This is a genomic window from Solidesulfovibrio sp. DCME (assembly GCF_049995385.1).
In the GTDB taxonomy this organism is placed as follows: Bacteria; Desulfobacterota; Desulfovibrionia; order Desulfovibrionales; family Desulfovibrionaceae; genus Solidesulfovibrio.
This window is the reverse complement of record NZ_CP188261.1, coordinates 343,357-362,641: the sequence shown is the minus strand read 5'-3', so window position 1 is coordinate 362,641 and position 19,285 is coordinate 343,357. Positions and strand designations below refer to the sequence as shown.

Annotated in this window: 14 protein-coding genes; 4 read left to right on the top strand and 10 right to left on the bottom strand. The window is 62.1% G+C overall.

Annotated elements, in window-relative coordinates; all coding sequences use genetic code 11:
* Positions 1-2 precede the first annotated feature (2 nt).
* Positions 3-980, bottom strand: a complete 978-nt coding sequence (locus ACP59X_RS01595) for a LysM peptidoglycan-binding domain-containing protein (RefSeq protein WP_428564087.1) — start codon at positions 978-980, stop codon at positions 3-5.
* Between the two features lie 75 nt (positions 981-1,055).
* The gene (locus ACP59X_RS01590) at positions 1,056-2,093 is read right to left on the bottom strand and encodes an OmpA family protein (RefSeq protein WP_428564084.1); all 1,038 of its coding nucleotides are present in this window, start codon (positions 2,091-2,093) and stop codon (positions 1,056-1,058) included.
* Positions 2,094-2,438: 345 nt separating this feature from the next.
* Here ACP59X_RS01590 and ACP59X_RS01585 point away from each other — a divergent pair, with 345 nt between their 5' ends.
* A complete protein-coding gene (locus ACP59X_RS01585) occupies positions 2,439-5,345 on the top strand; it encodes an insulinase family protein (RefSeq protein WP_428564081.1) in 2,907 nt (968 codons plus the stop codon).
* 428 nt (positions 5,346-5,773) lie between these two features.
* Here the strand turns inward: ACP59X_RS01585 and ACP59X_RS01580 are convergent, their stop codons facing one another.
* From ACP59X_RS01580 to ACP59X_RS01570, 3 genes are all read right to left on the bottom strand, one after another.
* Positions 5,774-7,597 (bottom strand): 6-bladed beta-propeller, encoded by a 1,824-nt coding sequence (locus ACP59X_RS01580; protein WP_428564078.1) that lies wholly within the window; start codon positions 7,595-7,597, stop codon positions 5,774-5,776.
* A gap of 313 nt (positions 7,598-7,910) precedes the next feature.
* A protein-coding gene (locus tag ACP59X_RS01575; RefSeq protein ID WP_428561456.1) for an IS3 family transposase occupies positions 7,911-9,046 on the bottom strand; the annotation gives its coding sequence in 2 pieces (ribosomal slippage) (positions 7,911-8,768 and positions 8,771-9,046; 1,134 coding nt in all).
* A gap of 513 nt (positions 9,047-9,559) precedes the next feature.
* Positions 9,560-11,446 carry a lysophospholipid acyltransferase family protein gene (locus ACP59X_RS01570; protein WP_428564075.1) on the bottom strand — a complete coding sequence of 629 codons (1,887 nt, stop codon included), beginning with the start codon at positions 11,444-11,446 and terminating at the stop codon, positions 9,560-9,562.
* A 300-nt stretch (positions 11,447-11,746) separates the two neighbouring features.
* On the opposite strand from ACP59X_RS01570, the gene ACP59X_RS01565 reads away from it, so the two are divergent.
* The 3 genes from ACP59X_RS01565 (at position 11,747) to ACP59X_RS01555 (ending at position 13,860) form a co-directional block, all read left to right on the top strand.
* Positions 11,747-12,358, top strand: coding sequence for a MerR family transcriptional regulator (locus ACP59X_RS01565; RefSeq protein WP_428564072.1), 612 nt, complete (start codon positions 11,747-11,749; stop codon positions 12,356-12,358).
* A 355-nt stretch (positions 12,359-12,713) separates the two neighbouring features.
* Positions 12,714-13,313, top strand: coding sequence for a TetR/AcrR family transcriptional regulator (locus ACP59X_RS01560; protein ID WP_428564069.1), 600 nt, complete (start codon positions 12,714-12,716; stop codon positions 13,311-13,313).
* Positions 13,314-13,395: 82 nt separating this feature from the next.
* Positions 13,396-13,860, top strand: coding sequence for a CGGC domain-containing protein (locus ACP59X_RS01555; RefSeq protein ID WP_428564066.1), 465 nt, complete (start codon positions 13,396-13,398; stop codon positions 13,858-13,860).
* Positions 13,861-14,057: 197 nt separating this feature from the next.
* Here the strand turns inward: ACP59X_RS01555 and ACP59X_RS01550 are convergent, their stop codons facing one another.
* The 5 genes from ACP59X_RS01550 to ACP59X_RS01530 form a co-directional block, all read right to left on the bottom strand.
* Entirely contained in the window at positions 14,058-15,059 is a 1,002-nt protein-coding gene (locus ACP59X_RS01550) for a DUF6976 family protein (protein ID WP_428564063.1), read from the bottom strand.
* A 9-nt stretch (positions 15,060-15,068) separates the two neighbouring features.
* Positions 15,069-15,302 (bottom strand): hypothetical protein, encoded by a 234-nt coding sequence (locus ACP59X_RS01545; protein WP_428569780.1) that lies wholly within the window; start codon positions 15,300-15,302, stop codon positions 15,069-15,071.
* Between the two features lie 436 nt (positions 15,303-15,738).
* Positions 15,739-16,794, bottom strand: coding sequence for a chorismate synthase (gene aroC / locus ACP59X_RS01540; protein WP_428564060.1), 1,056 nt, complete (start codon positions 16,792-16,794; stop codon positions 15,739-15,741).
* 76 nt (positions 16,795-16,870) lie between these two features.
* A complete protein-coding gene (locus tag ACP59X_RS01535) occupies positions 16,871-18,004 on the bottom strand; it encodes a DegT/DnrJ/EryC1/StrS family aminotransferase (protein ID WP_428564056.1) in 1,134 nt (377 codons plus the stop codon).
* Positions 17,994-19,253: an MATE family efflux transporter gene (locus ACP59X_RS01530; protein WP_428564053.1), complete on the bottom strand. Its 1,260-nt coding sequence runs from the start codon at positions 19,251-19,253 to the stop codon at positions 17,994-17,996. Before ACP59X_RS01530 ends, ACP59X_RS01535 begins: the two co-directional genes overlap by 11 nt.
* Positions 19,254-19,285 lie beyond the last annotated feature (32 nt).

Below are 19,285 nucleotides of genomic sequence, written 5' to 3'. Positions count from 1 at the left end.
GCTTAGCGCCAGGCCTTGTTCTTGGCCGAATAGCTGAAAATCTCGCGGATGGCCTCGTCCTTGGACGTGAACGGGCCGGCCAGGGCGGCCTGCTTGGTCGGGGCGACGCAGGTGTACACCCGCTGCAGGTAGGTGATGTGGCCGACATAGGGCGTGTGGTCGTACTCCACCCGCTTGACCTCGGCACCCAGGGATTCGCGGATGATGACCCGGTAGGAAGCTTCCCACTGGCCGTCGACCATCTTGATCTTCTTGTTGGTCACGGTGCCGACGCCCAGCCGGTCGAGTTCGTCGACCCACTTCTTGGCGTAGACCAGGAATTCGTCGCGGATGTTCTGGGGCACATTGGTGGTATTGCTGATGACGCCGGTCTTGCCGAAGGACGCCCGCATTTTCTCGTCCACTTCGACGGTGGGGCTGGCCACGGGTTCGGGCTCGAACTTGCCCTTTTTGCCCTTCTTGCCCTTGATCGGCGTGGAGTCGTCCACGCCCGGATCGACTATTTCGCCCCGCTTGGCGGCCTTTTGAGCCGTGGCGTCGGCTTTTTCCACCACGGGCTTGGCTGCGGCAACGGCTTTCGGTTCCGGTGCGGCCTTGGCCGGCGCGGCGGGAGCGGCGGCAACGGCCTTGGCCTCCGGCGCGGCCTTGGCGGCAGGTGCCCCCGGGGCGGCGGCGACGGCCTTGGCATCGGGCACCGGAGCGGACTTGCCCGGGATCTTCACGGTCTGCCCGGCCTTGAGCTTTTTGGCATCGGCCAGGCCGTTGGCATCCATGAGTTCCTTGGCGGTAATGGAAAATTTCTTGGCGATGACGGCTACGGAATCGCCCTTTTGGACTTTGTATTCCAGCGGCTTGGGCTGTTCGACGTTCAGGACCGGGGCCGGTCCGTCCGCGCGGTAGACGTTGAGACCCGCCCAGGCGGAAGCCGGGGTGGCGAACAGCAGGATGGCGAACGCGACGAGGGTTTTAGCGCTAGGCATCAGGGCACTCCGTGCAAAAGACAAGGCCAGACGCCCCGAAGGGCGTCTGGCCAGGGAGACGGCGAACCGTCCCGCTTACATGCTCTTGAACTTGATCACGCACCGGCGGTTCAGGGCGCGGCCCTGAGCGGTCTTGTTGGTGGCGACCGGATCGGACTTGCCGAAGCTGATGGTCTCGATGCGGTTGGGGTCGATGCCCTTCTTCACGAAGAAGGACTTGACGGAGTCGGCGCGGCGCTGGCCGAGCTTCATGTTGTACTGCTCGGAACCGATGCTATCGGTGTGACCTTCGAGGATCACCTTCATGCCGGGCTTGGACTTGATGATGGCGGTGCCTTCCTCAAGGACGGGCACGAATTCGGGCTTAATGTTGTACTTGTCGAAGTCGAAGTAGATGCTGCGGAAGACGACGATTTCGTCTTCGATCCACTCGTACAGGGCGCACTCGAGAAACTTCTCGCGGGCGGCCTCGTTGCGGAGCAGCTCTTCGCCGAGCTCGATGCAGTTGCACTTGCCCAGGGCGGCGATGGCCTTGAGCACCTGCTGGCCATGCTTGCTGTCGGACAGGTCAACGATGAAGAAGCACAGGTTGTCGCCGTACTTGGCCTTCAGGGACTGGGCCACGGCCACGGGGTCGACGCCGCAGTTGGAGTCGCCGTCGGAGAAGATGAAGACGCCGGTCTTTCCGGACAGGGTGGACAGGGGCAGCTTATCCAGATCTTCCAGGCCCTTGCCCATGGGGGTCATGCGGCCGTAGACGCTGTAGTCTGTCTGGATCTTTTCGATGGCGGCGGCCATGGTGGCCTGGCTGTACGGAGCCATCGCAGCGTACTCCTTGTACGGGGCGAAGGTGTACAGGCCAGCCTTGTAGCCGAGTTCCGGGGTCATCTTGTTGAGTTCACGGGCCAGGGATTTGGCCATCATGATCTTGGACACGCCGCCGAACTGGACATAGCGCTGTCCCTTGTACGAGAAAGCCATGGAGCTCGAATGGTCGATGAAGTAAATGAAATTGTCGACCTTCGGCACCTGCTTCTTCGCCATGGCCGGGCCGCTGAAGCCCAGCAGCAAGGCGACCACAGCCACCAGCAACACTTGCAGTTTCTTGTTCATAACTCCCTCCTCGGAGCAGTGAATGAGATTCACCCTTGCCAAAAAAGCACCCTCTTTACTCGTCGAACGGCGGCCCGCCCCCAGGGGGGATGGCTGCCCACCTCGCGGCAACCCTCTCAAATCACTAGGAATTTCAAGGATTCTCGCAAGGTCCCTCTGTTCTCCGGATATAGATATAGTGCCTTTTGCAAGCAAGCGCAAGCGATTGCGCCCCATTTCCCCTGCCAAGCCGGCCGGGACCCGTGGCCGGACACAACTCCCCTATAGCAAATTTCGCCTAAATGTGTAGAAAAAATTTGGTCAGGCAAAAATTGCGCCACGACACGGAAAACCACAGGAGTCACGATGTCCCGAAATTCCGGTTTCACCGTCCTGCGGGACGAGGACCTCGCCGAATACGCCGCCAGGGCCATCCTGTGCCGCCACGACAAGACCGGCGCCCAGGTCCTCTCCCTCGTCCTCGACGACGCCAACAAGGCCTTCGGCATCACCTTCCGCACGCCGCCGGCCAATTCCACCGGCGTCCCCCACATCCTCGAACACTCGGTCTTGTGCGGCTCGCGCAAATACCCCGTCAAGGAACCCTTCGTGGAGCTGCTCAAGGGCTCCCTGCAAACCTTCCTCAACGCCTTCACCTATCCCGACAAGACCTGCTATCCCGTGGCCTCCACCAACCTGCGCGATTTTTACAACCTGGTCGATGTCTACCTCGACGCCGTGTTCTTCCCGCGCATCCCGCCCCACATCTTTGCCCAGGAAGGCTGGCACTTCGAGTGGAGCGGCGAAGGGGAACTCATCCGCTCCGGCGTGGTCTTCAACGAGATGAAGGGCGTCTATTCCTCGCCCGATGCCGTGCTCGGCGAATTCTCCCAGCGCCTGCTGTTCCCGGACACCACCTACGGCGTCGACTCCGGCGGCGACCCCAAGGTCATACCGAGCCTGACCTACGAAGCCTTCAAGGGCTTCCACGAAACCTACTACCACCCGTCCAATGCCCGGGCCTTTTTCTCCGGCGACGACGACCACCACGAACGCCTGCGCCTCCTGGCCGACTACTTCGACCGCTTCGCGGCCCGGCCCGTGGATTCCCAGGTCGCCCTGCAAAAGCCCTTCGTGGCCCCGGTCGAACGCGAAATGCCCTACGCCGCCGCGCCGGGCCAAGCCGAACGCGGATTTATCACCTGCAACTGGCTGCTCCCGGACACCCTGGACCAGGACCGGGTGCTGCTCCTCGACGTCCTCGAACACGTGCTCATCGGGCTGCCCACCTCGCCCCTGCGCAAGGCCCTCCTCGACAGCGGCCTGGGCGAGGACCTGGCCGGCGCGGGCCTGGAGAGCGAACTGCGCCAGATGTTTTTCTCGGTGGGCCTCAAGGGCATCAAACCGGGCACGGCCCGCGATGTGGAACGCCTGATCCAGGGGACGCTGACCTGGCTGGCCGATTCGGGCCTGCCCCCCGACGCCGTGGAGGCCGGGGTCAACGCCCTGGAATTTTCGCTACGGGAAAACAACACCGGCTCCTTCCCGCGCGGCCTGTCGCTCATGCTGCGCGCCCTGACCACCTGGCTGCACGACGGCGACCCCCTGGCGCCGCTGCGCTTTTCCGGTCCGCTTGACCGCCTCAAGGAAAAACTCGCCGCCGGTGAGCGCGTGCTCGAGGAGGCCATCAAGGCCTATCTCCTCGACAACCCCCACCGCGTCACCCTCGTGCTGGTGCCGGACACGGAACTGCAAGCCAAAATCGCGGCCGAGGAAAAACAGGAATTGGCCACCGTGGCCGCCGGCCTCGACGAGGAAGGGAAAATAGCCATAACCGACGAACAGGAGAAACTGCGCCGGCTCCAGGAAACCCCGGATACGCCCGAAGCCCTGGCCTCCATCCCCAGCCTGACCCTGGCCGACCTGCCCCGCGACGAAACGCCCATCCCCCAACGGGCCTACAAAAACGCCCAGACCGCCCTCTACTGCCATCCCCTGGAAACGGCCGGCATCGTCTACCTGGACCTGGCCTTTCCCCTGACCGGCGTGCCTGATGCGCTCGTGCCGCTGGTGCCGCTTTTCGGCAAGGCGCTGCTGGAACTGGGCACCGAGGCCACCGACGCCGTGACGCTCACCCGGCGCATCGCGGCCAAAACAGGCGGCATCTCCCGCGAGGCCCTGGTCTCCTCCTGCTTCGGCCAGGGACCGGACGGCACGGCCGCCCGGCTGGTGCTGCGCGGCAAGGCCACGGTGGATAAAAACGCCGAATTCTACGACATCCTCCACGAACTGCTCACGTCCACGGATTTCGGCAACAAGACCCGCTTCGCCCAGATGGCCGTCGAAGCCGCCTCGCGCCTGGAACGCCGGCTGGTGCCGGCCGGCCATGCCACGGCCGGCTCGCGGCTGCGGGCCCGCTACACGCTCGCCGGCAATGTCAACGAGCGCCTGCGCGGCATTTCCCAGCTCTTTTACCTGCGCGACCTCCTCAAACGCATCGAGGCCGACTACGACGGCGTGCGCCGCGACCTGGAAACCCTGCGCGACGTGGTGCTGACCCGGGCCGGAGCCGCCGTGGGGCTGACCGCCTCGCCGGCCGACCTGGACCCACTCGAAACCGCCGTGGCCGGGCTCCTCGACCGCCTGCCCGACACGGCAACCGCCCCGGCCGCCTGGAACCGCCTGGACATCCCCGCCGCCGAGGGCATCGCCATTCCGGCCCAGGTGCATTACGTGGGCCTGGGCTGCGACCTGGCCGCCACGGGCTGGGCCTTCGACGGCGCCGACCTGGTGGCCGCCCGCTACCTGCGCATGGCCTACCTCTGGGACCGGGTGCGCGTGCGCGGCGGGGCCTACGGCGCGTTCTGCTCCCTGGACCGCATCGCCGGGCAGGCCGTGTTCGTCTCCTACCGCGACCCCAATACCCAGGCCACCCTCGACGCCTTCCGCGAAGCCGGCCGCTACCTCATGGACGCGAGCCTGTCCGAGGCCGAAATGACCCGGGCCGTCATCGGTGCCATCGGCGATATCGACAGCCACCTGCTGCCCGACGCCAAGGGGCACGTGGCCATGGTGCGCCGGCTCATCGGCGATACGCCCGAACGGCGTGCCGCCATGCGCGCCCAGGTGCTGGCCGCCGACCCGAAACGCTTCCGGCAGTTCGGCGAAGCCCTCGACGCGGCGGCCCGCGACGCGGCCGTGGTCGTACTGGGGCCCGAGGCCTCGCTGGAGGGACTGGACGTCGCGGGAATGGTGCGCACCGAGGTGCTGTAGATGGATGGAAGGAAGGAAGGAAGGAGAAGGGTACGGACTGGTGAGGGGGGTAACGTCACGGGGGAAGAGTGAAGATGCCTCCGGCGGCCAGGAGGGGATGATCCCCTCCTGGACCTCCCCGACGGGGCGGATGGAGGCGTGGTCAGGAATGGCAAGCGGCGGGGCGTCGGTCGTCGTGGAGCCGGAAAGGGGCCTTGCGACACTGGCCGCAAAGCCGGCCAGCACGCAAGGCCCCTTTCCGGCTCCACGGGCGCCAGCGGCGAAGCGCCGCAAGGGGAAAAATCCCTTAAATATGGAGTTTGAGGCCACCGATTTTCTCTGCCAACTCCCCTTTTATGCTGTCATGCCAAGATCGCCGATTGGCACCTTGTGCATGAGGATAATTTAACCACGACAAGTTTATCATTGAATCTACACTGCTATCGCGCTTACTTTTGAATCAACAATGAGGTTATGGGAGCCAGGTTTTGCGGTGAACCGCTAGAAAATCCTGAAAAAACAAGAACGCGGTTGTTTATTGAGTCAGCTACATAAACTTTCCCATGGGCATCCGACGCCATCCCAAAGGGCTTTTCAAATTGCCAATCATCTACTCCCAGTGACCCCCACTGTTGCAATAACTCTCCTGTCAAGGCCTGCGACTGAATACATGCATAGTAAGGGCTAGAAATCGCACTATAAAAAACATTATTACTATCAATAGTTACGCCGAAAGCACTAGTGTATCCATCACGTGCCGTTGACCATTCCTCAACATAGCTACCATTACTATCATATATTTCCACCCGAGCATTATCGGCAACTACATATACTTTTTGATTTTTGCCAACTGCCAGGCCTCCCATAAACAAAAATTGTCCTTTACTCCATCCTACACTACCAAATTGCCTGACAAAAGTTCCTGTAGATGAGAATTTTTGAACACGATTATTGTTTATGTCAGAAATATACACATTATTATTCGCGTCCACCCCCATTCCAATAAACTCCCAAACGTCATTTATATTAAACTGACCCGCCAAACTTCCCTTACTTCCCCACTGTGTAATATATTTTCCATTCGAATCAAATTTTTCGATACGATTATTACCAGAATCTGCGACATACAGGTCGCCTTGGTTATCCAACACAATGTTACCGGGACAGTTAAATTGCCCGTTATTTGTTCCGCTAGACCCAAAAGCGACAATAAAACTGCCGGAAGAACTGAATTTTTGAATCCTATTGTTTTTGCACTCTGCGATGTATATATTACCTTGCGTATCAACTGCTACACCTGTAGGCTGATAAAGCTGTCCGGCAACTGCACGGCTCCATTGCGTTAAATACCTGCCAACATTTGAAAATTTCTGTATATTTTTATTGGCAGCGTCTGCAACATAGACATTATCATCCGAGTCAACGGACAGAGCGCATGGCATAGTGAATTGACCATTCGCGGTCCCAAGACTTCCCCATGATGTCACAAAGGCACCAGAAGAATCGAACTTCTGCACATTTCTATGTCCCCAGTCTGACACAAAAATATTGTTTTGCGAATCGATCGCGACGGCGTTTGGAAATGAAAATTGCCCGTCCTCATCGCCCCTGCTTCCAAATGACATTAAATAATTTCCATTCGAATCAAACTTCAGAATACGCCAGTTGGAACCATCAACGACAAATACATTATTTTCACTATCAATGGCTATGCTATTCGGACCATTCAATTCGGTATTACCAGACCCTTGTGTCCCCCATTTCTTCAAAAAGAAACCTGTACTATCAAATTTTTCAATGCGATTATTGCCGTAATCTGCAACATAAATATTATCGTTTGAATCTATTGCTATTGCTGATGGAGCCGAGAACTTTCCTGTACTTGAGCCATTTGAACCCCATCCTGTAATATAATTACCTTGACTATCGAACTTCTGAACATTGCAATTGATATAATCAACAACATATACATTGCCTTGACTATCTAAGGCTACGCCTTGAGGAGTCTGAAAATTACCCGCTTCCGAACCAGTTGCACCCCACTGCAAAATACCTGAGCCGTCTGAATTAATTACTTTTATTTTACTATAATGGGATCCTTGATCTGCAATGTACAATTTTCCAAATTTATCCGTTGCGACTGCGTACGGAGTTTCAATATTATAATTAACAAACGGCACTTGTAAAACTTGTTGAGGAGCGGCAAATAACTCTTGAATGCTGAAACAAGTTAACATGCTTGCAAATACGGCACATAAAAGTTTCGAACTCATGGCCATCTCCTCCTTTAATTGATTAATCCGATCAAGACAAAAAACCACGGCTCTACACTTAACGAACCAATAGAATTTCATCCTGTCAGTATTAATCACTCACACTGTAGACAATTTTGAGGTTACCTCGCCAAAGCATACTGCTATTTTTGTAACTTTTTCTTATGCTAATACTTTAAAAGATCAACAGTCTATAGTATCTTTAAAATTTTCAAAATTGAAATTTAGATATTTTCACACTCGTTATACTGTGATGTGGTCCGGGTAGGTTGGACAGGTTGGCGGCGCAGTTAAGCTATAGTCCGGTTGGTGCTCATGCCGCCTTGGAGGCCGAGTGGCCATCCCGGTATACGTCCATGGGGCGGCGACCGTCAAAAGCCGTATGCGGCCGCTGCTCGTTGTAGAAGCGGAACCAGTCTCCAAGCGCTTGGCGAGCCTGACTGCCGGTTTCGAATTCCCGCAGGTAGACGCATTCCCATTTCACCGAGCGCCACAGGCGTTCAATGAAGACGTTGTCCATCCACCGGCCTTTGCCATCCATGGAGATGGCGACGCCGGCATCCTTGAGCGCCTGGGTGAAGTCCTGGCCAGTGAACTGCGAGCCTTGGTCCGTGTTGAAGATCTCCGGTACCCCGTAACGATTCATGGCCTCTTCCAAGGCGGCAACGCAGAAATCGGCATCCAGGGTGTTGGATAGCCGCCAGGACAGCACCGCCCGGCTGTGCCAGTCCATGACCGCCACCAGATACAGAAAGCCCCGCTTCATGCGGACATACGTGATGTCGGCGCACCACACCTGATCCGGCCGTTTGATCGCAAGATCTCGCAGCAGATACGGATAGATCTTGTGCCCGGGATGTGGCTGGCTGGTCTTGGGCTTCTGGTAGATCGCCATCAGTCCCATTTTGCGCATCAACCGCCGCACGCGGCCACGTCCGATCTCGATGCCCTGATGCCGCAAGTGCCGTCGCATCTGGCGCGAACCGTAAAACGGCGTCTCCAGAAACTGCTCGTCGATGCGCCGCATCAGGTCCAGATTCATGGCCGACTCGCCTTTAGGGCGATGGTACCAAGTCGACCTGGCCAGTCCGAGGATGTTGCACTGCCGGCAAATACTGAGTCGGGGATGCTCGCGTTCGACCATCCCACGCCTTCGCCCGCGACTCACCGTTTGGCGAAGGCTCGCTCTAAAAAATCCTTTTCCACGGTCAATTGGCCGATCTTGGCGTGGAGTTCCCGGATTTCGGCGGCGGCATCCTTCTGCACGGTCGCAGCCCTCCCCGAAAAGGCAGCAACCATACCTTCCTTGGCCTGACGCTTCCAACCCGCAATCTGCGTCGGATGCACGTCGTACTTGCTGGCCAACTCGGCCAAGGTCAACTCGCCGGACAGGGCCTCGAGCGCCACTTTGGCCTTAAACTCCGCTGAAAACTTGCGTCGATGGGACATCGAAAACCGTCCTCCTCGTTTGAGGACTATAGCTTAGCAGACTGTCCAATTTTCCGCGACCAGCTCACTGTAGCAAATCCCACTTAAATTATTGACTGCGATCTGCAATATATGTTACCTTATCCTAAAGTTTAAGCAACTTGCGTTGCGTTACTAATCTTTGCAGAATGAAAAGACGAGAAGCATGCATACATCTTGATAAACACAAAGGCTGCCGTTATGTTGGCAGCCTTTTGTTCTTAATTTACACGCAATTCATGCAAAAATAGCAACGACAATCACTATTGCATTCATGGATTTTAATATATACAGCTGATTATTCTGGGATCATAGGCAATCTCCAGAACAAATAGCCACTGCCACGACCATCACTCCGCTCTAACCTATTTGCATCGCGCAAAGTGATTCATACCCAACAACAGAAGCAGCATCTTCCTCACCGGCCTCACACAATCGCTCAATGCATCGCTGCCCGCTTCCCTACCTTGCAGGCCTCTCTGCGTACACGCGTCCCTAGGCGCAGGCTTCCTGCGCCCTCACGCCGTCCGTACCGTTTACCCCTTCCAGGCCAGCCCCAGCCCCGCCCGCATGGTAGGCCGTGAAGGCGGCCAGCCCGTCCTTGCCCATGTAGCGTTCGAGCTGGCGGCGGTCGGCTTGCAGGAGGTCCACGACGATGAGGCCGTCGAGGCAGTCGGCGAACCCCTTGTCCACGTTGAAGGCCAGGACCTTGCCGCCGAGTTTGAGGTATTGGCGCAGCAGCACCGGGATGCCCTTGCGGTCGGCCTCGATGTCGTCGATGAGCGCGAGCAGATCGTCGAAATCGTCGACCAGGGTCTTGGCTGCCCGAGCCAGCCAGGTCTGGCCGCGAAGGGGCGTCTTGGGCCGCACCAGCCGGGCCAGGTTGGGGTTGGTGACGTTGTCTTCGAAGTAGCTGGCCATAAGCCGCCTCGAGGCGTGCTTGTAGTCGTTGGTGATGCTCACCGGCCCGAACAGCACCCGGTAGCGCGGCTCGCGCACGACCATCTGGGCCAGGCCCTTCCACAGGAGCAAAAGCGGCGAGTAGCTTTTCTGGTATTCCGGCCGCACGAAGGAGCGGCCCATTTCCAGCGCCGGGCTGATGCGGCTGAAAAAGGCGGCCTTGAGCACGAACAGCGTGCTGGTGTAGAGGCCCTGCGGCCCCTTGGCCGCAAGCAGCTCGTCGGTGCGGCCTACGCGGTAGGCGCCGGCGATTTCCCGCTTTTCGGTATTCCACAAAAACAGGTGGCGGTAGAAGGGATCGAAGCCGTCGAGGTCGCAGGACTTGCCCGTGCCCTCGCCCACGCGGCGAAACGTCAGTTCGCGCAGCCGGCCGATCTCGCGCAGGGCCAGGGGAATCTGCCCGGCCTTGGCCTCGATGACGGCGAATTCGCCACTGCGGTACAGCACGGCCCCTTGGGGCAGCTGGTCGATCTCGTCGGCCAGGAGACGGGGCGAGGCGGCGGCGATGAGCGCCTCCTGGCGGCTGACCCCTTTCTGGGGGAAAAGCGGCGGCCGGCGGCGGGGGCGGTCGGGCCGGTCGCGCAGCAGTTCCGTGCGCAGGCGCAGATAGCGGGTGATGCAGGTGTCCGCCTCGGCCTCGCAGGCCGAAACCCGGGCCAGGCGTTTGGGCGTGATGGGGTTGCCGATGCGGGCTTCCACGGTGCGCCCGGCCTTGTTGGCGAATTCCCGGGGCAGCATGGCCGTGCGCAGCAGGGGGTGGACCAGGCCCAGGACCTGGAAGAGCGCGCTGTTGCGGCCCTTGAAATGGACGGGCACGACCGTGGCCTCGGTTTTGCGGGCAAGCCTGGCCACGGTGGTGCTCCAGGCCGGGTCGGCCACGGCCGGCCGGCCGTTTTGCAGGCAGGGATGGGCCACGGCCCCGGCCGGAAAGATGCCGAGCAGGCCGCCCCCGCGCAGCACGCGCAGGCTTTCCTTGAGCGGCCGGACATTGCCGCCCGTGGCCCCGAGGCCGCCGAAGGGATCGACGAACACGAACAACTCCCGCAGCTCCGGAAGGCGCGACAGCAGGAAATTGGCCATGATCCGGGCATCGGGCCGCACGGCCAGGAGCATCCTGGCCAAAATGAGCCCTTCCAGGCCGCCGAACGGATGGTTGGCCACCACCATCACGGGGCCCGTGCGGGGAATGCGCGCCAGTTCCTCGGCCGACACCCGCACCCGGACGTGCATGGCCTCCAAGACGGCGTCGATGAACTCCCCGCCGGCAAGGTCCCGGGGAAGCGACTGGTACAGGTCCACAATGGGCCGCAGCGACAGCAGCCGCCCCAGGAACGGTTCGGCCAGGGCCACGGCCTTTCGGACGATAGGGCCGCCAAAGGGCGGATTGAGGGCAAACACGCGGGAGCGGTCGACGATTTCCATGGCATCACCTCGGGGGACGGCGTCTTGGCTCGACGGGAAAGCCTTCCATCGAACCTGCCAGGTTCTAGCCAACTCCGGTTACGGCTCCGTGGAGGTTGTGCGGCGCTGGCAGACGATTGCGCGCGCGGGCGTCACGCGGTGGACGGATTCGTAACATCCCTGGTCCCCTACGCCCTTGGCGGCAGCCGGACAAGGCGGCTGCGGCTTGACACCCCGCCGGGGCCGCCCCTAGGTTGACACGGCCCCGGTTCCGGCCTGCCGGCGCGGGGCGGACCGCCCAGTGCCCGAGGGGGACCATTCGTGGCCGATACACGCCTCTATTCCGTGGCCGCCTTGGCCAAACTGCTTGATATTCCAGAATCTACCCTGCATTATTGGAAAAACCGTTTCGACGACGTGCTGCCGAGTGTCGGGGTGGGACGCGGCAAACGCTTCCGGGCCGAGGCGGTGGACATTTTCCGCAGCATCGGCCGGCTGCTCGGCCAGGGCCTGTCCGCGGCCGACGTGCGGGCCGAACTGGCCCGCAACCACCCCATCAACATCACCCCCCGGCCCCGCCAGCTCAACGACCCCACGCCGCCCCTTCCCGCCGCCGGCGATGCCGCGCTTCTGGCTGCCCCAACCGGCGAGGCCGCCCTGGTCATGGCCGCCCATATCGGCTCGGAAATCGCCCGGTCCCTGGTCAGCCACCTGAACCAGCACCTTTCCCCTGCCCGGCCGGCCCTGCCCGACGAGGCGGCCGAGGCCCTGCGCCGGGAACTGACCGCCGTGCGGGCCGAAAACGAGGCCTTGACCGAGAAGATGCAGCTTCTGGAAACGGAGCTGGTGCGGTTGCGCAAGGATCGGCGGGAGCTCGAGCACTATCTCGTGGACAAGATCAACGCCCTGCGCCGTCCCGATCCGGCTTCCTAGCGCCGTCACCAGAGCAAGAGGGTCGCTGGGAAAGCCTCCGGCGGCCAAAGGGCTCGCAACCTTTGGATTCCCGTTGCGCTTCCAGGCCGTCGTCCTCACGGCCGGCGTTCCTGTCTCGCAAGGCCCGGATGCGTGCCTATCGTCCCTGTCCGCTCTGGACGCGGCACCTGCGCCGCGCCCGAGGCAAAACCAGCCGCATGGCACCAAACAGAGGCCTGGTTTCACGGTGTTGCCCGCACAAGCCAGGCCTTTTCCCTCGATGCCGGGCACGGGGCGAGCCCGTTATCCCTTGCCGCCGGGACCGGGCACGGAAAAACCCCTTGACGCTCTAGACCGACCAGTCTATTAGACAGCCATGAACAACGCCGCGCGGGAGCGCATTCTCCGGGCCGGAGCCGCCATCATGCACGTCAAGGGCTTCCAGGGGACGGGGCTGGCGGAGGTGCTGGCCGCAGCCCACGCGCCGAAGGGATCGTTTTATCATTATTTTCCCAGCAAGGAAGCCTTTGGCCTGGCGGTGTTGGCCCATTTTGAAGAGGGCCTTGGCGCCATGGGCCAGGAGGTCCTGGCCTTGCCGGGGTTGTCGGCCCAGGCACGGCTGGACGCGCTGGTGGAGCGGTTTCGGGAATTTTTCGCCGGCCGGGGCTACACCCTGGGCTGCCCCATCGGCAAACTGGCCCAGGAGATGGGTGACCTTTCCGAGGCGTTTCAGCAACATTTGGCCGCCCGCCCCACCCCCCTGACCCGAATCATGGCCGCCATCATCGCCCAGGGCCAGGCCGAGGGCGATTTCGACCCCGGCCTCGAGGCCGAGGAAGCGGCCCGGTTTCTGGCCGGCGCCTGGCAGGGGGCGCTTATCCGCATGAAAGTGGAACGCGGCCCCGGCCCTTTGACGCTGTTTACACGCTACGCCAAACGCCTCCTCGCAACGTCCGGCGAAACACCGACACCTTAATGCGGGCTCGGCGCGTTCGCGCGCCTTTTTTTCGCACATACTAGTAGACGACCGGTCTACTACAAACACCGAGGATGCAGACATGACCGACATCGGTATCCTGACCTGTTCCAACACGACGCAAGACGTGGGTTGCAGCGCCTTTGGCTGCCTCAAGGCCGCCGCTGCGGGCGAAGGCGTGTTCGCCGCCTATCCCGACGGGGCGCGGGTGGTGGGGTTGATCAATTGCGCCGGCTGCCCGGGGTCCCATGCCCACGACAAGATCCTGCGCCGGGTGGGGGCGCTGGTGGCCTCGGGGGTGGAAGCCATCCACTTCGCCTATTGCATGGTCAAGGGCTGCCCGTTTTTGGGGAAATACGAGCGTACGATACGGGAGGCCTTTCCGGGGCTGACGCTGGTGCGCGGCAGCCATCCGGCCCCGCCGCCGCAGGTCGAGGAACCGCTGTTGCAGGAAATCGGTCAGTGGATGGTCGCCCCGCGCAAGAGCATTCCGGAAATAGGCCGCGACCTGCGCCAGGCCATGGCCCAGGCCGACGCGGCCAAGTAAGGGGAGGCCAGGCGCCCGGTTGCCCTCCCGGACGCCCAGCCTCCCACTCCTCGAGGACTGGCGAATGCCCGGGACCGCCCCGACGTCGCGGAAACGTCGGTCCGCCTTCCGGTGGCGGTGGCGGTCCCGGGCCGCACGTATCTTCCCACGACCCCGACGGCCGAGGAACCGCCCGGGCCGCCGTTTGGAGGACGTCCCTAGACGTCCATGATCTCCAGGTAGACCAGGGTCTGGTTGAGCAACTGGTAGGCGATTTCGCCGAAGGTCACCGGCCCGGTGAAGGGGTCGGTCTTCTTGCCTTCCAGCTCGGAATACAAGTAGTTAAGGATGCAGTTGCAGGAGAAGGCCACGCGAGTGGACTCGATGGAGCACTCCTTGCAGAGGCGGTCGTTGAACGTCTTGACGTAATCGGCCACCGGCCGGGCGTGCTTGTAGCGGATGCCGGTAAAGACCGGGGCGTAGAACTTCACCTGGCCTTCCACCTCGTCCACGTCCTGGAAGCTGATGTTGACCATGGCCCCGTAGTAGTCGGCCACGAGCGGCAGCTTGGTGTCGAGCTTGTTCTTGACGATGTAGGCGGCGAAGTTGCGTTTCTCGCCGTTGACCATCACGTCCTTGGCGGCGAAGCCGTCCGAGGCGAAGGTGAGGATGTCGCCGTCGCCCTGCTCGAAGAGGTTGACGATGCCGATCTCGGCCACCTTGCCTTCGGGCAGCTGGGCCTGGAGCACCAAGGCGCCTTCTTCCAGGACCTCGCCGGTGCGGCCGTTGATGACCTTGGGTGTCTTCTTGCCCAGGTCGCTCAAATGCACGCCGGCGATCCAGCCGATGAGGGGACGGACACCGAAATCCTTGTAGTTCGGCCCATTGAGCGCGAACGACAGGTGGGTCTTGCTGGCCGCCGGAATGATGATGAAGCTGAAGCCGTGCTTGGGCCCTTCGGCGTAGACACGAGCCAGGCTAGCCTCGGTATAGGCGACGATATCCATGGCGGCGACGATTTCGGTGATGTCCGTGGCGCAGATCATGTCGCGGCTGACCATGCCGCCCTTTTCGGCGGAAATGAAGTAGGGGATGGTGCCGCCGAGCCAGTCCCCCTTGGGCAGTTGACGCAGGGCTTCTTCGTCACCGGCCAGGAGGAGCTTGCGTCCCGCCTCGATCATCTGCTTGATGTCCGCCACGCTGGAAATGGTCTGTCGCATATCGACCTCCTAGCCGAAGATAGTTTTCAGATCGTCCTGGACACTAGGCATATTCACATTGTTGGCGAAGATCGCATAGAGCTGGTCTACGCTGGCACTGATATTTTCCGGAGAAGGATCTTCCTTGACCGCCCGTGTCAGGCGGCCAAGCAGGATCTTGGCGGCAAGGAACTTGAGCTGGTACGTCTTTTTTCCGGTGACGATGTCTTGCCATGCCTTATTGCTCTTGCTCGGTACATCCATATTCGCCTCCTTCGTTATGCGGCAGCGCGATCTTGCTCTTCGGAAAATTTCTCGCCACACCTCCGGCCGAGCCCGCCGATGGCCAAGGTTGGCGATGTCGCTTGGCGTATCACGGAAAAAAACCGTGAAGATGTTTCCGACAAACAGCAAGGATCGCACCATGGAAAAAAGCCAGCGAAACCCACGAGTTATTAGGAAGATACGAGAAACAACCGACAAATACAAGACAAAATCGCGCGCGATGGGACGCTCCGCCGGGGCGTTTGCCACGCCGGACTGCTAAAAAATCAAAAATTCAAGCAAGATACTCCAATTGTGGAGAATTGGGGCAAGAAATCGGCGTCACGGGTCAAAAATAAACAGTGTGACCAAGGGCCGGAAAGCACCAGCCAAAGGAATCTTGTTTTCCCGTAACACCCAGGCAGGACGCGACCGGCTAGCGGCCCAGACGCCGCTGCAACAGCACCATGTCGGCCAGCGTCAGCAGGGCCATGGCCCGCAGCACCGGCACCACGCGCGGGATGGCGCTGCGGTCGTGGCGGCCGCCCACCACGATTTCGGCCGGGTTGCCGCGCACGTCCATGGTCCGCTGCGGCACGGCGATGGAGGGGATGGGCTTGACCGCCGCCCGGGCTATCACCGGCTGGCCGTTGGCGATGCCGCCCAGGATGCCGCCGGCATTGTTCGATGCGGCCGGGGCGACGATGGGGTCGTTATTGGCCGAGCCGGTCAGCCTGGCCGCGGCGAAGCCGTTGCCGATCTCCACGCCCTTGACCGCACCCACGCCCATGAGCGCATAGGCGAGCCTGGCGTCGAGCTTGTCGAAGACCGGTTCACCCAGGCCGGCCGGCACGCCCGTGGCCGCGACCTCCACGATGCCGCCCAGGCTGTCGCCCGAGGCCATGGCCGCCTTGGCCCGGGCTTCCCAGGCCGCCACGATGTCCGGGTCGGCGGCGCAAAAGGGCCGAGTGGCCGCGCCGGGGGCGTCGGTCACGGCGCAGGGGATGCCGCCGAATTCCACGGTGTAGGCGTTCACCTCGATGCCCAGGGAGGACAGCAGGACCCCGGCCACGGCCCCGCCGGCGACCCTCGCCGCCGTCTCCCGGGCCGAGGCCCGCCCGCCACCCCGGTAGTCGCGCCGGCCGTACTTGGCCAGGTAGGTGCCGTCGGCATGGCCGGGGCGCAGCAGGTTCTTGGCCGCCTCGTAGTCCCGGGAGCGCTGGTCGGTGTTCTCGATGACGAACCCGATGGGCGTACCGGTGGTCTGGCCCTCGAAGACGCCGGAAACGAGGCGCACGGCATCGGGCTCCTTGCGGGCCGTGCCGGTCAGCCCCCCGGCGCCCGGGCGGCGGCGGTCCAGGTCGCGCTGGATGTCGGCCTCGGCAAGCGCCAGCCCCGGCGGGCAGCCGTCGACCACGCCGCCAAGGGCCGGCCCGTGGGACTCGCCGAAGGTGGTCAGCCGAAACAGGACGCCGAAGGTGTTGCCGCTCATGCGTTGGCTCTCCAAGACAAGTTCACCGGGCGCACAAAACGGCCCGGGGCGATGGTGTTCCTCACAGCCCCCATCGTTATCCGACGCGGCCTTCCTTGGCCACGTCGCGCACGGCCTCGATGACGTAGTCGATCTGGGCGTCCGTGAGTTTCGGGTACAGGGGCAGGGTGATAGTCGAACGGCCGATGCGGTCGGCCTCGGGGAAGTCCTCGGGCGCGTGGCCCAGGGCCTGGCGCAAAAAGGTCAGGTTGTGGATGGCCCGGTAGTTGACGGCCACGCCCACGCCGCGCGCCTTGAGCGCGTGCAGGATGGCGTCGCGGCGGTCGGGATCGACCCAGAGCGTATAGAGGTGGTGGGCCGACACGCCCGGCACGCGCGGCCGGACGATGCCCGGCGCGCCGGCGAAACCGGCGTCGTAGCGGGCCACGATCTCCAGCCGGCGGGCGTGCAAGCCGTTTAAACGGTCGAGCTGGTCCACCAGCAGGGCCGCCCGGATGTCGTCGAGGTTGTACTTCCAGCCCTCGGCCACCATGTCCCAGTGCTCGTACTTGCCGTGGTAGCGGCCCGAGGCGTTCTTGCTCATGCCGTGGTTGGCCAGCTGGCGCGACAACCTGGCCAGTTCCCCGTCGTGGCAGGCGATGGCCCCGCCCTCGCCGCAGGTCAGGTTTTTCGTGGCGTAGAAGCTGTAGCAGGCCGCCTGGGACAGCTCGCCCGGCCGCACGCCGTCGCGCGAGCACTCGATGGCGTGGGCGCAGTCCTCGACGATGAAAAGCTTGTGGGCCTCGGCGATGGCGGCCAGGGCCTTCATGTCGCACATGGCCCCGTAGAGGTGCACCGGCAGGATGCCCTTGGTGCGCGGCGTGACGGCGGCGGCGACCCTGGACGCGTCGAGCAGCCCCGTGTTGGGCTCCACGTCGACGTACACGGGCTTCGCCCCGCAGTGCATGATGACCGTGGAGGTGGCGATGAAGGTCATGGGCGTGGTGATGACCTCGTCGCCCGGGGCCAGGCCCAGGGCCAGAAGGGCCAGGTGCATGGCCCCGGAACAGGACGACAGGCCCACCACGTGGGCCAGGCCGGTGTAGGCGGCGAATTTCGACTCGAACGTGGCCCCGACCGGCCCGGAGGTCAGAAAGACCGAGCGCAGGACGGACAAGACGTTGTCGAGGTCTTGTTGTTCCAAGCTGTGGCGGTAGAATTCAACCTGCATGGGAGACTTCCTTGGTTTTGCGGGCCCGCACCCGGACGACGAGCCAGCCGAGTGAGCCCAGAAGCATGACGGCGATGCCGGAAAAAAGCAGCCAGGCCACGGTCATGGGAGTGTCGTGATACACCGTGACCAGCCCCAGGAAAAGCCCCACCCCGGCCACCTGGAACCAGACGAAGCCGAATTCCGAGCGGGCCTGGAAGTAGACGAACAAGATGTTGGCCACGGCCAGCAAGGCCATGGCGGCGCTGATGACGGCCAAAAGCGGCCCGGCGGCGGTGTAGCTGGCGCCAAAAAGGATCTTCACCACGAAGGAGGAGGCAACCAGGCAAAAAAGCGCGAACCCGCCGCCGAGAAGCGCCGTGAGCCCCATGGAGGTCCACAGCGACGCCAGGTCGTTGCGCCCCGATTCCTTGGCCGAGGCCGCCTCGGTGAAAAGCACGCTCATCAGCACCGAGGGCAGGTAGAAGGCGATGCGGCCGAGGATGGCCGCCGTGGCGTAGAGCCCCGCCCCCTCGGCGTCACAGTAGTGGCGCACGAGCACCAGGTCGAGGTTGCCGAGGATCATGACGATGACCGAGGAGACGAGCATGCCCACGGAGTAGGTGCCGACCTCCTTGAGAAGCCCCTTTGGCAGCGGGCTTTTTGACAGGGCGAAGACGTCGCGCAGGAAATAGCAGTTGACGCCGATGGCCGCGGCGATGCCGGCCAGGCTGGCCAGCAGCGCGCCGTTGACGCCCCAGCCCAGGGCCATGACGAAGGCCAGCGCGCCGAGCAGCCGGAAAAAGGCGTTGGACGCCCCGGCCAGGCCGTAACCGGTAAAGCGCTGCAAGCCCTGCAACATGCCCCAGGGCACGGGCAGCACGAAGGAGCCGGCCATGACGCCGAGCATCAGCAGAATGGGCGCGGCGGAATCGATGTGCAAAAAGGACCGCAACAGCGGCAGGCAGGCCGCGCCCAGGCCGTAGGCAACGATGGCCAGGCCCGTGGCGTAGAGCCCGGCCCGGGACAGCAGCGTGCGCACCAGGCCCATGTCGTTGATTGCGAAGCGGGCCGTGAACCGGGCCATGACCAGGGGCACGATGGCCAGCGGCGCGGCGAAGATGACCATGGTGGAGTTGAGCGCGTTGAAGCCGCCGAAATCGGCCGGGCTCATGGACCGGCCCACCACCAGTTGGAAGAGGTAATTGAACAGGTTGCCGGAGTTGAGCAGGATCAGGATGATGATGTTTTGCTTGAGGAAGCGTTTCACGCGTGGACGTCCTTCGAAGGGGCGCGACCGGG